14 protein-coding genes are annotated in these 14766 nt (G+C 72.2%); 7 read left to right on the plus strand and 7 right to left on the minus strand.

Going from position 1 to position 14766, the window contains the following annotated elements; translation table 11 throughout:
* Positions 1 to 9 precede the first annotated feature (9 nt).
* The 3 genes from AB0L95_RS20850 to AB0L95_RS20860 are packed head-to-tail and all read right to left on the minus strand — an operon-like array spanning position 10 to position 2257.
* The gene (locus tag AB0L95_RS20850) at positions 10 to 420 is read right to left on the minus strand and encodes a RidA family protein (RefSeq protein WP_365163325.1); all 411 of its coding nucleotides are present in this window, start codon (positions 418 to 420) and stop codon (positions 10 to 12) included.
* Positions 417 to 1178 carry an IclR family transcriptional regulator gene (locus tag AB0L95_RS20855; protein ID WP_365163326.1) on the minus strand — a complete coding sequence of 254 codons (762 nt, stop codon included), beginning with the start codon at positions 1176 to 1178 and terminating at the stop codon, positions 417 to 419. Before AB0L95_RS20855 ends, AB0L95_RS20850 begins: the two co-directional genes overlap by 4 nt.
* Positions 1175 to 2257 (minus strand): sugar kinase, encoded by a 1083-nt coding sequence (locus AB0L95_RS20860; protein WP_365163327.1) that lies wholly within the window; start codon positions 2255 to 2257, stop codon positions 1175 to 1177. Before AB0L95_RS20860 ends, AB0L95_RS20855 begins: the two co-directional genes overlap by 4 nt.
* Positions 2258 to 2393: 136 nt before the next feature.
* Here AB0L95_RS20860 and AB0L95_RS20865 point away from each other — a divergent pair, with 136 nt between their 5' ends.
* Positions 2394 to 3671: an amino acid deaminase gene (locus tag AB0L95_RS20865; RefSeq protein ID WP_365163328.1), complete on the plus strand. Its 1278-nt coding sequence runs from the start codon at positions 2394 to 2396 to the stop codon at positions 3669 to 3671.
* Between the two features lie 11 nt (positions 3672 to 3682).
* On the plus strand, positions 3683 to 5293 hold the full coding sequence (locus AB0L95_RS20870) for a D-aminoacylase (protein WP_365163329.1): 1611 nt from the start codon (positions 3683 to 3685) through the stop codon (positions 5291 to 5293).
* Positions 5294 to 5321: 28 nt separating this feature from the next.
* Here the strand turns inward: AB0L95_RS20870 and AB0L95_RS20875 are convergent, their stop codons facing one another.
* Positions 5322 to 6197, minus strand: coding sequence for a serine protease (locus tag AB0L95_RS20875; RefSeq protein ID WP_365163330.1), 876 nt, complete (start codon positions 6195 to 6197; stop codon positions 5322 to 5324).
* 154 nt (positions 6198 to 6351) lie between these two features.
* Positions 6352 to 7158 carry a hypothetical protein gene (locus AB0L95_RS20880; protein WP_365163331.1) on the minus strand — a complete coding sequence of 269 codons (807 nt, stop codon included), beginning with the start codon at positions 7156 to 7158 and terminating at the stop codon, positions 6352 to 6354.
* Between the two features lie 127 nt (positions 7159 to 7285).
* Here AB0L95_RS20880 and AB0L95_RS20885 point away from each other — a divergent pair, with 127 nt between their 5' ends.
* The 4 genes from AB0L95_RS20885 to AB0L95_RS20900 all read left to right on the plus strand — a co-directional run bounded on the left by AB0L95_RS20885 (position 7286) and on the right by AB0L95_RS20900 (position 11339).
* Positions 7286 to 8497 (plus strand): pyridoxal phosphate-dependent aminotransferase, encoded by a 1212-nt coding sequence (locus tag AB0L95_RS20885; protein WP_365163332.1) that lies wholly within the window; start codon positions 7286 to 7288, stop codon positions 8495 to 8497.
* 120 nt (positions 8498 to 8617) lie between these two features.
* Positions 8618 to 9034 (plus strand): hypothetical protein, encoded by a 417-nt coding sequence (locus tag AB0L95_RS20890; protein WP_365163333.1) that lies wholly within the window; start codon positions 8618 to 8620, stop codon positions 9032 to 9034.
* Between the two features lie 413 nt (positions 9035 to 9447).
* Positions 9448 to 10068, plus strand: coding sequence for a tetratricopeptide repeat protein (locus AB0L95_RS20895; RefSeq protein ID WP_365163334.1), 621 nt, complete (start codon positions 9448 to 9450; stop codon positions 10066 to 10068).
* Positions 10065 to 11339, plus strand: coding sequence for a glycosyltransferase (locus AB0L95_RS20900; RefSeq protein ID WP_365163335.1), 1275 nt, complete (start codon positions 10065 to 10067; stop codon positions 11337 to 11339). Before AB0L95_RS20895 ends, AB0L95_RS20900 begins: the two co-directional genes overlap by 4 nt.
* A gap of 56 nt (positions 11340 to 11395) precedes the next feature.
* On the opposite strand, the gene rfbD is transcribed toward AB0L95_RS20900, so the two are convergent.
* Entirely contained in the window at positions 11396 to 12304 is a 909-nt protein-coding gene (gene rfbD / locus AB0L95_RS20905) for a dTDP-4-dehydrorhamnose reductase (RefSeq protein WP_365163336.1), read from the minus strand.
* Positions 12301 to 13275 carry a dTDP-glucose 4,6-dehydratase gene (gene rfbB / locus AB0L95_RS20910; protein ID WP_365163337.1) on the minus strand — a complete coding sequence of 325 codons (975 nt, stop codon included), beginning with the start codon at positions 13273 to 13275 and terminating at the stop codon, positions 12301 to 12303. The genes rfbD and rfbB overlap by 4 nt, the downstream gene beginning before the upstream one ends.
* A gap of 67 nt (positions 13276 to 13342) precedes the next feature.
* On the opposite strand from rfbB, the gene AB0L95_RS20915 reads away from it, so the two are divergent.
* Positions 13343 to 14344, plus strand: coding sequence for a hypothetical protein (locus AB0L95_RS20915; RefSeq protein ID WP_365163338.1), 1002 nt, complete (start codon positions 13343 to 13345; stop codon positions 14342 to 14344).
* Positions 14345 to 14766: the final 422 nt, after the last annotated feature.

Raw genomic sequence — 14766 nt, forward strand, 5'->3', positions numbered from 1 at the left:
AGCGGCGGGTCAGCCGAGTACGGCCAGCGCGTCGATCTCGACGAGGAGGCCGGCCGGGAGGCCCACGTAGACGGTGGTCCGGGCGGCGGGCGGCTGGGTGAGGGCCTGCTCGTCGAAGTAGGCGTTGTAGATCTCGTTCATCTCGGCGAAGTGGTCCACGTCGGTCAGATAGACACGGATCATCATCACGTCGTCCCAGCCGGCCCCGCCCTCCTCCAGGATCGCCTTGACATTGGCGAGGGTCTGCAGGGTCTGCTCGCGCAGGGTGGGGCCCGCGGGCGTGGGCGGCCTGCCCTCCTCGGCGGTCAGGAAGCCCACCTGCCCGGCGACCTGGAGGATGTTGCCCTTCCGCACGCCGTGGGAGAAGCGGGCGGGCGGGGTCGTGTGGGTCTTGGGGGTCAGGGCGGTCTTGTCCGTCATACGGAGTCCTTTGCTGGCGGGTTGCCGGAGTACTCCCGGGTGATGGCGTCCGCGGTACGGCGCACCAGCGGGAGCAGGCTGAGGAGTTCGTCGGAGGTGACGACGACATTGGGCGCGGAGACCGACATGGCCGCGACGACCCGTCCGTCGGTGCCCCGGACGGGGGCGGCGACGCAGTTGATGGACTCCTCGTGGCCGCCGAGGTCGGTGGCCCAGCCCTGCCCGCGCACGACCGCCAGCTCCTTGAGGAAGGCGGCGGCGTTCGGCGTCGAACGGGCCGTGTAGAGGGGGTAGTCGAGCTTCTCCGCGACGGCGCGGCGCTCGGGCTCGGGAAGGTCGGCGAGCAGGAGTTTGGCGACGGCCGCGACGGTGATGGCGACCGGCTTCCCGATGCGGGAGTACATCCGGACCGGGTAGCGGCTGTCGACCTTGTCGATGTAGAGGACCTCGTCCTCCTCGTACACCGCGAGATGGACGGTGTGTCCGCACTCCTCGTTGAGGCGGACGAGGTGGGGGTGGGCGATCTCCCGGATGTCGAGGTTCTCCACGGCCTGCTGGGCGAGGGCGAAGAGGCGGGCACCGAGGCGGTAGCGCTGGTCGGACTGGCGGTAGACCAGGCCGTGCTCGTGCAGCGTGCGCAGCAGCCGCAGGGCGGTGGACTTGTGCACGCCGAGCCGGTCGGCGACCTGTCCGAGATCGGCGGGCCCCTCGGCCAGCAGCGGCAGGATGCTCAGCGCCCGGTCGACGGTCTGGCTCATGGTGTACGTACCTCCTCCGCGGCCCGTGCGTCGGCTTCGGTCCAGCCGGGGCCGAGTCGCAGTGTCTCCCACGCGGCGTCGTCGAGGGCGGCGAGCCGGTCGGCGTGGTCGCGGGAGCACGGGGCGGCGAGGTCGCCGGGGACGGTCAGCGCCGCGGCGGCCGTGAGATGACCGTGCCGCAACCGGTCCCGTACGGGCAGCCCGCGCAGGGTGGCGGAGAGGAACCCGGCCGCGAAGGCGTCCCCGGCACCGACGGCGGCGACGACGTCGACGTTCAGAGCGGGTACGAAGGCGGCCGGGTCCGTGACGTCCTCGCGCGGTCCCCCGGATGCCCCGCCGAACGCGGTCGCCCCGCTCCCGCCCTGCTTGACGACCACGATCTCCGGCTCCGGCAGCGCCTCCCGGACGGCACGGGCGCCGCGCAGCCCCCACAGCTCGCGGGCCTCGTCGTCCCCCACGAACACGATGTCGGCTCCGCGCGCCAGTTCCAGCAGCACGCGGGGCCCGTCGGCGGTGCGCCACAGCCCGGGGCGGTGGTTGACGTCGAAGGAGACGAGCGGGCGCCCGGCCCGGGACGCGGTCAGCTCCCGCAGCAGCGCACGGCAGCCGTCCGACAGCGCGGCCGTGATCCCGGACAGGTGCAGCACACGCCCGGCCCGCACCGCGTCCAGGTCGATGTTCTCCACCGTCATCGCCGAGGCGGCCGATCCCGCCCGGTAGTACGCCACCTCGTGGTCGTCGCCCGCCCGGTCCCCGGCCGTGCGGAAGTAGATCCCGGTCGGGCGCGCCGGATCGCGCGGTACCGATGCGACATCGACGCCGTACGCCCCGATCGCCTCGACCAGATGCTCGCCGAAGCCGTCCGCGCCGACCCGGCTGACCCACCGCGCGGAGTGCCCGGCCGCCGCCAGCACGCACGCGACGTTCGACTCGGCGCCGCCGATCCCCCGCTGGAAGGACGGAACATCGGCCAGCCTGCCCGGGCCGGACGGCACGAACGTGACCATGGACTCGCCGAGCGCGACGACATCCACGATGTCCGGGGCACCCGGGGCGAGCGGCAGGCCGTTGGCGGTCACGATGGTGGTGGCTCCTGTTCGTCTCGCGGGTGCGGCGGCTGCGTTGACCCCGCGTTGGCCGGGATGTTAGACAGCAGCAAGCGATACACGCAACGGGCGTTGCACAGGACGCAACGCCTGGGATCAAGGAGGCCCCATGGACGCCGCCACCGCCGCAGAACGCCTCGCCGCCCTCACGGCGGACCGCGTCGACCACCGTTTCAAGGGCCTCCCGCCGGACGCCGAGGGGCTCACCCTGGCCGAACTGGCGGACGAGGGCCGCAGTCTGTTCACCGGCGGCTTCACCACCCCCGTCCTCGCCCTGTCCGCCGAGCGCCTCCGGCACAACCTCGCGCTGATGGAGACGTACACGGCCCGCCACGGCCTCGCCTTCGCCCCGCACGGCAAGACGTCGATGGCGCCGCAGCTCTTCCACCGCCAGATGGAGCACGGGGCGTGGGGCATCACGCTCGCGGTCCCCCACCAGGTGCGCGTGGCACGGGCGTTCGGGATCCGCCGGGTGTTTCTCGCCAATGAGCTGGTGGACGCCGCGGCCCTGCGCTGGGTCGCCGCCGAGCTGGCCGCCGACCCGGAGTTCCGCCTGGTCTGCTATGTGGACTCCGTGCGCGGGGTGGAGCTGATGGACGCGACCCTGCGGGGCGCCGCCCGCCCGGTGGAGGTCGTCGTCGAGCTGGGCGCGGGCGAGGGCGCCCGCACCGGCGTGCGCACGGAGGCGGACGCGAGGGCGGTCGCGGACGCGGTGGCGGGCACGGACACGCTGCGCCTGGTGGGCGTGGCGGGGTACGAGGCCCAGGTACCCGAGGCCTCGCCGGAGCGGGTGCACGCGTGGCTGTGCCGGCTGACCGGGATCGCCGTGGAGTTCGACAAGGCGGGGCGGTTCACCGGGGCCGAGGAGATCGTGGTGAGCGCGGGCGGCAGCGAGTGGTTCGACGCGGTCGCCGACGTCTTCGCCGAGATCCCCGAACTCTCCCTGCCCGTACTGAAGCTGCTGCGCTCGGGCGCGTACGTCTCGCACGACGACGTGCACTACCGCAGGCTGACCCCGTTCAACCGGGTGCCGGAGGAGGGCGCCCTGGAGCCCGCGTTCCGGCTGTGGGCCCAGGTGATCTCCCGCCCGTCGGCGGACCAGGCGTTCGTCAACGCGGGCAAGCGGGATGCCGCCTACGACCTCGACCTCCCCGTGGCCCAGGCGGTGCGCCGGGAGGGCACCGAGCGCCCGGCGGCCGGGATCGAGGTGACGGCCCTGTCCGACCAGCACCTCTGGCTGCGCACCGGACCCGAGGCGGACGTGGAGGTGGGCGACTGGGTCGGCTTCGGCCTGTCCCACCCGTGCACGTCCTTCGACAAGTGGCAGGTGATCCCGGTGGCCGAAGCGGACGGGACGGTCGTCGACTACATCCGCACGTTCTTCTAGGAGGGCCGGTCGTGGAGCAGCTCGTCATCCGGGACGCGGACGTCGTGGACGGCAGCGGGGGACCCTCGTACCGCGCCGACGTCGTGATCGACGGCGGCAGGATCACCGCGATCGTGCAGGAGGCCGCGGCGGCGGGCTGCCAGCGCCCCCGGGCCGTGCGGGAGCTGGACGCGGAGGGTCTCGTCCTCGCCCCCGGCTTCATCGACATGCACGCCCACAGCGATCTCGCCCTGCTGCGCGACCCCGACCACAGCGCGAAGGCGGCGCAGGGCGTGACGCTGGAGGTCATCGGACAGGACGGGCTGTCGTACGCTCCGGTCGACGACCGCACGCTGGCCGAGGTGCGGCGCGCGATCACCGGCTGGAACGGCTACGGCGACGACATCGACTTCACCTGGCGGACGGTGGGTGAGTATCTGGACCGCCTGGACCAGGGCATCGCGGTCAACGCCGCCTATCTGATCCCGCAGGGCACGGTCCGGATGCTGGCCGTCGGCTGGGAGGACCGGGAGGCGACGCCCGGGGAGCTGGACCGGATGCGGCGCCTGGTCGCGGAGGGCCTGGAGCAGGGCGCGGTCGGCATGTCGTCCGGGCTCACCTACACCCCGGGCATGTACGCCAAGGACGCCGAACTCACCGAGCTGTGCCGGGTGGTGGCCGAGTACGGCGGCTACTACTGCCCGCACCACCGCAGTTACGGGGCGGGCGCCCTGGAAGCGTACGCGGAGATGGTGGCCCTGGCCCGGACGGCCGGCTGCCCGCTGCACCTCGCGCACGCCACCATGAACTTCGGCGTGAACGCGGGCCGCGCCCCCGAGCTGCTGGCTCTGCTCGACGACGCACTGGCGGCGGGCGCGGACATCTCCCTGGACACCTACCCCTACACCCCGGGCTCCACGACACTGGCGGCGCTGCTGCCGAGCTGGGCGAGCGAGGGCGGCCCGGAGGCGATCCTGCGGCGGCTCGCCGACCCCGCGACGGCCGAGCGGATCCGGCACGACCTGGAGGTGACCGGCGCCGACGGCTGCCATGGGGTGCCGGTCGACTGGGACACCGTCGAGATCTCCGGGGTGAGCGATCCGGCACTCGCCGGGTACGTCGGCACGACGGTGCGGCAGGCGGCGGACCGGCGCGGCGAGGAGCCCTGGGTGACGGCCCGCCGGCTGCTGGTCGAGGACCGGCTCGGGCCGACGATCCTCCAGCATGTGGGCCACGAGGAGAACGTACGGGCGATCATGCGGCATCGCGTCCACACCGGAGGCTCCGACGGCATCCTGCAGGGCGCGAAGCCGCATCCTCGGGCGTACGGCACCTTCCCGCACTACCTCGGCCGGTACGTCCGCGAGCTGGGGGTGCTGTCGCTGGAGGAGTGCGTCGCCCATCTCACCGCGCGGCCGGCGGCCCGGCTGCGCCTGCCGGACCGCGGACTGGTCCACGAGGGATACCGCGCCGACCTGGTGCTCTTCGATCCGGCCACGGTCGCGGCGGGCGCCGGCCTCGAGCGGCCGCGCGCGCTGCCGACCGGCATCCCCTATGTGCTGGTCGACGGCCGTTTCGTGATCGAGGACGGACGCCGGACGGACGTCCTCGCGGGGCGGGCGGTCCGCAGGACTGCGCGGTGACCGCCCGCCGTCGAGCCGCCGAGGGCGGTTACGGCTTGGGCAGGGTGCAGCCGCTCGCGTTGAGGTTCAGCTTGTTCCCGGTGCCGAAGCACGCGGGGATCAGATAGGTCTCCTCGGCGTAGTTGATCCCCTGACGGACGGTCACATTGCCGCTCTGGTCGACCTCACAGGGGTTGTTCTCGGTGCACCTCTCGCCGTCCTCGTTGCCGGTGTTGTTGACGGCGACGACCTTGCCGGTGCTGTTGTCGATGACAGGCGACCCCGAGGTGCCGCCGATGGTGTCGCAGGCGGAGGTGTAGCGGACCGAGTCCTTCCAGGTCCAGTCACCCTCCTTCAGGCGGTAGACGAACCCGTCGACGTTGCAGCTGTAGATGCGCTTCCAGTAGCCGGAGACGACCTTGATGGCCGTGCCGGCGACCGGGTGGGTGTCCGCGACGGAGAGCGCGCTGATGCCGTACGAGCTCTTGATCTGCGCGTAGGTGCTGGTGAGCTGGTAGATCGTGACGTCCGTGTCGGTCATCGTGGAGTACGCGACCTTATTGGCGCGCAGCGTCGCGACCCTGCCGCCCGAGGAGTTGAGCAGTCCGAACGTACGGCTGGAGGACTGTCCGACGATGACCTCGCCGGGGTCGGGGAAGCCGGTCTCCAGGCAGTGGCCGTTGGTGAGCACGAGCGCCGGGTCGCTGTCCGCGGAGTTCGGGAAGCGGATGACGGAGCCGGAGCAGTTGCTGAGCGAGACGGTGCCGGCGAAGTCGACGGCCTTGACCGTGGCCGTCGGGGAAGCCGCCGTGGTGCGGGAAGCCGTGGGCGCGGTCCGGGCGGCCTGGGGAGCCGCGACCGCCGGTGCCGCACCGGCTCCGGCGATCACCAGAGCGAAGAGCGCGGCGACGAGAGGCTTTCTCATGTGGGGGGTCCCCTCTTGATGAGGTTGCGTTGACGCGACGGGCCGGAGAACCTCCGGCCCGCCTGTATTTGTCATGCGCATTGTCAACGTAGGGGTGGGCCGGGGCAAGGATCGGTTTTCGGCCGTGTCGCCGGGGCGCCCGCGCCCGTCCCCTCTACCAGGGATGCCTGGTGCCCCCGTGCCCGTGGCCCGGTCTGCCGTGCCAGTTGCCGTCCGACGCGGCGGGACTCGCGGTGACGGAGGGCGGGGCGGAGGAGGTGGGGCCGGTGGGTGCCGCCGTGGAGGTGGCCGGATCCGCGCTCCGCGTGGCGGGCACCTCCCGTGCGGCGGCAGCCGTCGGGGACACGCTCACGGCGGCGGCCGGCGCGACGGAACGGGACGGCCCGACGGAGGTCGAGGCGGAGCCGGAGAGCGGGGAGCCGGAGGACGGGGAGCCGCTCTCCGCGGGCTCGTCGGACCGGGCCGCCTTCGGCCGCGCGGACTCCTCGGTGCCGCCCTGCGCGCCGCCGGCGGAACCGGAGCCGAAGCCCCCGGCCAGAGCGGCGGCCACGCCCACGACACCGAGTGCCCCGACGGCCAGGAGCAGACGACGGGGCCCCCGGGAGCGCGACGCGGGCCGCGCCCGGCGCCGCGGGCCGCCCCGGGCTGCGGGCATCGCCGGGTCCCCGGAAGCGGGCGCCGCCGGACCTTCCGGGGCGGGTCCCGCCGGGCCGTACTCATCGAGCGTCACCGGGGGCAGCTCGCGCGTCTCGTCGTAGGCGTTCTGCCAGCCATGGGCGGCCGCCGGGTCGGCGTACCCGTCGTACTCGGGGGTCGCCTCAGCGTGCGGGTGATACACGTTCGGGGGACTCTGCGGTGCCCCGCTCTCCGGATGCGTTCCCCCGGCGGGATGAGCGCCCGTCGCGCCATTGACGGCGTTCGCGCCGTGCGTCCCGCCGCCGGGCCGATGTTCCCAAGACATGGGCGTGCATTTTAGGGGCGGAAGTGACACGTGATGCGGCCGCCCGGGGACGACCCGTCGAACCGACACCGCCCACGTGGTGGAAAACACGCGGCATGAGCGCAGACGCGGCCGTAAGCTCACGGACATGCAGGTGATCCAGTCCACGAAGCTCGCCAATGTCTGCTACGAGATCCGGGGCCCGGTTCTCGAGGAGGCGATGCGGCTGGAGGCGGCGGGTCACCGCATCCTCAAGCTCAACACCGGCAACCCGGCCGCCTTCGGCTTCGACTGCCCGCCCGAGATCCTGGAGGACATCCTCCGCAATGTCTCGACGGCCCACGGCTACGGCGACGCCAAGGGCCTGCTCGCCGCCCGCCGGGCGGTCGTGATGCACAACCAGACCCTCGGCATCGAGACGGACGTCGAGCACGTCTTCATCGGCAACGGCGTCTCCGAGCTGATCGTCATGGCGATGCAGGGCCTGCTGGACGACGGCGACGAGGTGCTCGTACCGGCCCCGGACTACCCCCTGTGGACGGCGGCCGTGTCCCTGGCGGGCGGCACGGCCGTGCACTACCGCTGCGACGAGCAGTCCGACTGGATGCCGGACCTGGCGGACGTGGAACGCAAGATCACCGACCGCACCAAGGCCCTCGTCATCATCAATCCGAACAACCCGACGGGCGCGGTCTACGACGAGGCGATGCTGCGCGGTCTGACGGACATCGCGCGCCGGCACAACCTCCTCGTCTGCTCCGACGAGATCTACGACAAGATCCTCTACGACGACGCCACCCACACCCCCACGGCGGCGGTGGCCCCGGACCTGCTGACCCTCACCTTCAACGGCATGTCGAAGGCGTACCGGGTGGCGGGGTACCGGGTGGGCTGGATGGCGATCTCCGGCCCCCGGGCGCACGCGGCGTCGTACATCGAGGGCCTGACGATCCTCGCGAACATGCGGCTGTGCGCGAACATGCCGGGCCAGCACGGCGTGGTGGCGGCGCTCAGCGGCCGCCAGACGATCAACGAACTGGTGCTGCCGGGCGGGCGGCTGAAGGAGCAGCGGGACGCGGCGTACGAGCTGCTGACCCGGATCCCGGGCGTGACCTGCGTGAAGCCGAAGGGCGCGCTGTATCTGTTCCCGCGCCTCGACCCGAACGTCTTCAAGGTCAAGGACGACCGGCAGATGGTCCTCGACCTGCTGCGCAGCGAGAAGATCATGGTCGTCCAGGGGACGGGCTTCAACTGGCCGGAGCCGGATCACTTCCGAGTGGTGACCCTGCCGACCGTGGCCGATCTGACGTCGGCGATCACGCGGATTGGGAATTTCCTGGACGGATACGGCCAGCCCTGACCCGCACCGGCACCCTGTGCTCACGGCGCGCGACCGGTCGAAGCGTTCCGCGATCCGGCTCAACTTTAGACGAATTCCAAGCTAGGATGGTTTCCTGTCAAGCACAGGAGGCCGCCGTCCATGTACGAACCGATCCGCACCAAGTCGGTCCACACACCGGCCTGCCCTGACCCCGACTTCCCGCACCGCTCCCGCGAGGAGGAGCTGGACATCCAGCTCGCCGGTCATCTGGCCGCACTGCTCGCGGTGACCGACGAGCTGCGGTCCCTGGCCCCGTGCGGGGACCTGGACACGGCGGCCGAGCGTCTCACCGAGCAGGTGGCGCGACTGCGCGGGGGCATACCGCCGGTCCGTGCGACCCCCGCCGCACACGGCGGTGAAGCGCAGATCGCGGCCCTCCACCGGCGCGCGCACGCGCTGGCGGGCCGGGCCCTGGTCGTGGCGGCGTCCCGCGCGGACACGGCGGCCGCGATCCTGTCGGCGGAGCGCATCGACGCCCATGCCGCCGCGTCGGCCGAGCCGATCGCCGCCGGCTGACCCCTCCCGAGCCGCCCCCCGCCGGCTCCCCTGACGGCCCCGGTCCGCGTGCACCCGCAGCGACGCGCGGACCGGGCGCCACCTTTTGCGCCCCCTCGCGCCCCACCGCCCGGGCCCCGCGCGTCCCCCCGCCCCACCCTTCAGGGCCCCGCGAACTCGCCCACCCCACATACACTTTCGCGCTCTCGGCACGCTGACAGCCTTATCTACGGACGAATTACCGAACAGTCCGCCCAATTAACCGATGACAGCACGAGATTGGGGACCGCTTCCCGCACCCCGCGCCTTGATGTGCATGCATTCGGGTGGACCATGACCCCAACCGCCTGCCGATGGGCGGTGTCACACGCGCGGACTCGTAACGTCGGCGGAAATAAGGGGGGTTCCCTCACCATTCCGCGAGATGTGGCAAAGTGAAACGTAGGACATTGTGGGCAGGGCTCGCCGGAACAGCGGCGATCGCCGGCGGGATCGCCTTCTGGGCGGTGCAGTCCCACCCGGGCCGGCCCGCGGACTCCAAGGCCGCGCCGACGGCCTGGAAAAGCCCGGACGCGGGCACGCTTCTGGCCGCCGCCATGTTGCAGGCGCAGTACCACGACACGGCCGGTGCGGCCCGCACCTACCGGCGTGTGCTCGACCTGGACCCCCACAACAAGATCGCCTGGTACAACCTCGGGGTCCTCGCACAGCAGGAGGGCAAAACCGCCGACGCCCGTGCGGCCTACGACAAGGCGCTGAAGCTCGACCCGAAGTACGGCTCCGCCCTCTACAACGAGGCGGTGCTGCTGAAGTCGAGCGACCCCGACCGGGCCGTCACGCTCCTCAGGCGCGCCATCGCCGCCACCCCCGAGGCCTCGACGGCCCATCTGCAACTCGGCCAGATCCTGGCGAAGAAGGACCGGGACCACGAGGCGACGGCCGAGTTCCGCCGTGCCGTGGCCGCGGACCCCTCGCTGTACCCCGCGGTGCCCGAACAGTTCCGGGACGACGTAAGCCCCCCACCGACATCGAGCCAAGCAGGTGACTCCAGATGACGTCGACTGCAACACCCAGGTTCTCCGTCTTCACACCCAGCCACCGGCCCCGATTCCTCGATGAGTGCCTGGCGACGCTGCAGGCGCAGACCTGTCCGGACTGGGAGTGGATCGTCCTGCTCAACAACGGTGCCCGGTGGCGGCCCGAGCAGCCCGACGAGCGGGTGCGCGTGGAGATCGCGGACGACGTCCGCGGCGTCGGGGCGGCCAAGCGCAGGGCCTGCGAGCTGGCCCGCGGCGAGATCCTCGTGGAACTCGACCACGACGACCTGCTGGCGAAGGCGTGCCTCGCGGAACTCGGCGAGGCGTTCGACGAGCACCCCGAGGCCGTGTTCGTCTACAGCAACACCGCTCAGATCACCGAGGACGGGCAGCGGGACGACACACGCTTCAACGAGGCGCACGGCTGGCACTACGAAGAGGTGCGCGTCGACGGCCGCACCCTGCTCCAGGCCAAGTCCATGGCCCCGACCCCGCACAACGTCTCCTACATCTGGTACGCCCCCAACCATGTGCGGGCGTTCCGCAAGGAGAGCTACGAGAAGGCCGGCGGCTACGACGCCACCCGCACGGTCCTCGACGACCAGGACCTGATGTGCCGGCTGTTCCACATCGGCGACTTCCACCAGATCCCCCGCTGTCTGTATCTGCAGCGGATGCATCCGTCGAACACCCAGCGCGACCCCGAGATCAACGCGCACATCCAGCGCGAGACGGTCGCCCTGTACGACAAGTACATCGAGGCCAACGCGCTCGCCTGGACCGAGCGGCGCGGGCTGGTCGCGCTGGACCTCGGTGCGGCCCATCGCAAACCGCCCGGCTACCTGGGCGTGGACCAGCATCCGGGAGAGGGCGTCGACATCGTCGCGACCCTGCCCGACCCGCTGGACCTGCCCGACAACTCCGTGGGCCTGATGCGGGCGGTGGACTTCCTGGAGCACGTGCCCGCCAAGGTGCCGCTGATCAACGAGCTGTACCGGCTGCTGGCCCCCGGCGGCATGCTCCTCACCATGACGCCCAGCTCCGACGGGCGCGGCGCGTACCAGGACCCGACCCACGTCGCCTTCTACAACGAGAACTCGTTCTGGTACTACACGGACAACCAGTACCGCACCTTCGTGCCCGAGATCGAGGCCAGGTTCCAGTCGTCACGGCTGGTCACCTACTTCCCCACCGAGTGGCACTCCCGCAACGACATCTCCTACGTCGTCGCCAACCTCATCGCGATGAAGGAGGGCGCCGAGCGCTGCGGCGGTCCGCTGCTGGTCTAGCCCCGAACACGGCGGGTGCCCCGCGGAACCCGAGGGTTCCGCGGGGCACCCGTGCGTCACCGGACCGGGGCCGTGCGCGCCGCGTCGGCCAGCGCGGCAAAGGGCGGTGTGCCCAGGGCCGCGGTCAGCTGGTCGTCCCAGCTCGGGAGCGGGGCGAGGCCCGCTCGGGCCCAGTTGTCGTGGCCGAGCACACCGAACGCCGGGCGGGCGGCCGGGCGCGGGACCTTGTCCGAGCCGACCGGCCGGACCCGGGCCGGGTCGAGGCCGCTGAGCCGGAAGGTCTCCCGCGCCAGCCCGTGCCACGTGGTCCGGCCGGCCGCCGTGCCGTGGTAGATCCCGGCCGGTGCCCGTCCGGCCAGGGCGGCCCGGCCGAGGGCGGCCAGTTGCCGGGCCAGCGCCCGGGCCCAGGTCGGCTGGCCGTGCTGGTCGGCCACCACGTCCAGGGTCGGACGCCGGGCCGCGAGGTCGAGCATGGTGGTCACGAAGTTGCGGCCGTGCGCACCGTAGAGCCAGGCCGTCCGTACGATGTAGCCGGTCCCCGGCAGCAGTTCGGCGACCGCCCGCTCCCCCTCCCGTTTGCTTCGCCCGTACGCGTTGACCGGCGCCGTCGGGGCGTCCTCGGGGTACGGGCGGCGGGCGTCGCCCGGGAACACATAGTCGGTGGAGAGGTGCAGCAGCAGCGCCCCGCTGTCCGCGCAGGCACGCGCGAGATGCCTCACGCCCGTGCCGTTCACGGCGGTCGCCGCCGCCTCGGAGCGTTCGGCGCCGTCGACGTCCGTCCACGCCGCGCAGTTGACGACCACCCGGTGGCCGTCGACGGCCGCGCGCACGGCGGCCGGGTCGGTGATGTCGAGCCGGTCGCGGCCCAGTGCCGTCACCACGGCGTCGGGATCGGCGGCGAGTTCGGCCCGTACCTCCTGGCCGAGCAGCCCGTGCGCGCCGGTCACCAGCCAGTTCGTGGTCACCGCAGCGTCGCTCTCTCCTTCAACGGCTCCCACCAGGAGCGATGCGTGCGGTACCAGGCCACCGTGGCGGCCAGCCCGTCCGCGAAGTCGATCCGCGGGGCATAGCCCAGCTCCTCGCGGATCTTGCCGTCGTCCAGCGAGTACCGCAGGTCGTGGCCCTTGCGGTCGGCCGCGTACTCGACCCGGTCCCAGCCCGCACCGGCCGCGTCCAGCAGCAGCCCGGTCAGCTTGTGGTTGCTCAACTCGGTCCCGCCGCCGATGTGGTAGACCTCTCCGGCCCTGCCGCCGTCCAGGACCAGGTCGATGCCCCGGCAGTGGTCGGAGACATGCAGCCAGTCGCGGACGTTGCGCCCGTCCCCGTACAGAGGGACGGTCCCGCCGTCGAGCAGCCGGGTGATGAAGAGCGGGATGACCTTCTCGGGGAACTGGTGCGGCCCGTAGTTGTTGGTGCACCGGGTGACCACGACGTCCAGGCCGTGGGTGCGGTGGTAGGCGAGCGCCAGCAGATCGGAGCCGGCCTTCGAGGCGGCGTACGGGGAGTTGGGCGCGAGCGGGCACTCCTCGGTCCACGAGCCCTCGCTGATCGAGCCGTACACCTCATCGGTGGAGACATGCACAAAACGGCCGACCCCGTGCCGGCGGGCCGCGTCCAGCAGCACCTGCGTGCCCATCACATTGGTGCGGACGAACGGACCGGCGCCGTCGATCGACCGGTCCACATGCGACTCGGCGGCGAAATGCACCACCGCGTCCTGGCCCGCCATCACCTGGTCGACCAGATCCGGATCACAGATGTCGCCCCGGACGAAGTGATAAGCGGGGTGTTCCGCCACCGGTGCCAGATTGGCCTCGACCCCTGAATAGGTGAGTGTGTCGAGAACAGTGATCCGCGCCGCCGGGTCCGCGTTCAGCCGTCGACGGACGTATTCCGAACCGATGAATCCGGCGCCGCCGGTCACGAGGATACGCATGGCTCTCCGAGGTTATGGGTCGAATGCGAAGTTTACGGGTCGAGCGAAGTCGACGGGTCGGGCGAAGGTGACGGGTCGGGCGGGGGAACGCGGACGGTGCCCGCGAGGCCGAGGCCTCGGGGCACCGTCGCTCATTTTCGGGTCAGGCGGCCACTCGGCACCGCTCCGCGGATCACGGACCGACGGCGGCCGTTCCGCAGATCGCGATGGCCGTGACCGTGCCGGTACCGGCGATGGTGGCCTGCCACCCCTGGGTGCCGACCGGTTCGCTCTCGCTCACCGAGGCGCCGGGAGACGCCTGGTATCCGCCGCTGAGGACCACGGTGCCTGCGGGGCAAAGCGCGATGGACTGCGGCCCCGGCAGCCCGACTGCGAGGGTGGTGCCGGCCAGGCCACCGGTCGCACCCTGCGCACCCGTGGCGCCCTGAGCACCGGCCGCACCCTGCGCACCGGCTGCACCCTGCGCACCGCTCGCACCCTGAACACCCGGGTCACCCTGGAAGCCCTGGGCACCCGTCGCACCCTGAGCACCGGCCGCACCCTGCGCACCGGGAATGCCCTGCGCGCCGGTGCCACCCTGAACACCCGGGTCACCCTGGAAGCCCTGGGCACCCGTCGCACCCTGAGCACCGGCCGCACCCTGCGCACCGGTAATGCCCTGGAAGCCCTGCGGGCCGATGTCGCCCGGGACGCCCTGAGCACCGGTGGCGCCCTGGGCACCGGTGGCACCCTGAGTACCCGTAGCACCCTGGGTACCGGTCGCGCCCTGAGCACCGGTCGCACCCTGCGTACCCGGGATGCCCTGCGTACCCGGGACACCCTGCGGGCCGGGAAGACCCGTCGCGCCCGTGGCGCCCTGAGCACCGGTCGCACCCTGCGTACCCGGGATGCCCTGCGCACCAGGGATGCCCTGCGGGCCGGGAAGACCCGTCGCACCCTGCGCACCCGTTGCACCCTGCGTACCCGGGACACCCTGCGTACCCGGGATGCCCTGCGCACCCGTGGCGCCCTGCGTACCCGTAGCACCCTGAACACCTGGGACACCCTGCGCACCCGGGATGCCCTGTGAACCAGTGGCGCCCTGCGTACCCGTAGCACCCTGAACACCCGGGACACCCTGCGCACCAGTGATGCCCTGCGCACCCGTGGCGCCCTGAGTGCCGGTGGCGCCCTGCGTACCCGTAGCGCCCTGAACACCCGGGACACCCTGCGCACCGGTGATGCCCTGAGCACCGGTGGCACCCTGCGTACCCGTAGCACCCTGAACACCCGGGACACCCTGCGCACCCGGGATGCCCTGCGCACCCGGGATGCCCTGCGGACCGGGGATACCCGTCGAACCCTGAACACCCTGCGGGCCCTGGGGACCTCTGCCGCCCTGCGGACCCTGCGGACCGGTCCCGCCCGGACCCTGGGGCCCCTGCGGACCCTGCGGACCCGACCCGCCGCGCGGACCCTGCGGGCCGCGGTCGCCGTCCCCGCCCCGCGGAC

Origin of the sequence: Streptomyces sp. NPDC052036, assembly GCF_040680495.1 — a bacterium.
GTDB lineage: Bacteria > Actinomycetota > Actinomycetes > Streptomycetales > Streptomycetaceae > Streptomyces.

Excerpts from the sequence above, each read along its gene's own strand:
- AB0L95_RS20850 (WP_365163325.1), bottom strand. The coding sequence starts at position 420 with ATGACGGACAAGACCGCCCTGACCCCCAAGACCCACACGACCCCGCCC.
- AB0L95_RS20855 (WP_365163326.1), bottom strand. The coding sequence starts at position 1,178 with ATGAGCCAGACCGTCGACCGGGCGCTGAGCATCCTGCCGCTGCTGGCC.
- AB0L95_RS20865 (WP_365163328.1), top strand. The coding sequence starts at position 2,394 with ATGGACGCCGCCACCGCCGCAGAACGCCTCGCCGCCCTCACGGCGGAC.
- AB0L95_RS20875 (WP_365163330.1), bottom strand. The coding sequence starts at position 6,197 with ATGAGAAAGCCTCTCGTCGCCGCGCTCTTCGCTCTGGTGATCGCCGGA.
- AB0L95_RS20880 (WP_365163331.1), bottom strand. The coding sequence starts at position 7,158 with ATGTCTTGGGAACATCGGCCCGGCGGCGGGACGCACGGCGCGAACGCC.
- AB0L95_RS20885 (WP_365163332.1), top strand. The coding sequence starts at position 7,286 with ATGCAGGTGATCCAGTCCACGAAGCTCGCCAATGTCTGCTACGAGATC.
- AB0L95_RS20890 (WP_365163333.1), top strand. The coding sequence starts at position 8,618 with ATGTACGAACCGATCCGCACCAAGTCGGTCCACACACCGGCCTGCCCT.
- AB0L95_RS20900 (WP_365163335.1), top strand. The coding sequence starts at position 10,065 with ATGACGTCGACTGCAACACCCAGGTTCTCCGTCTTCACACCCAGCCAC.
- rfbB (WP_365163337.1), bottom strand. The coding sequence starts at position 13,275 with ATGCGTATCCTCGTGACCGGCGGCGCCGGATTCATCGGTTCGGAATAC.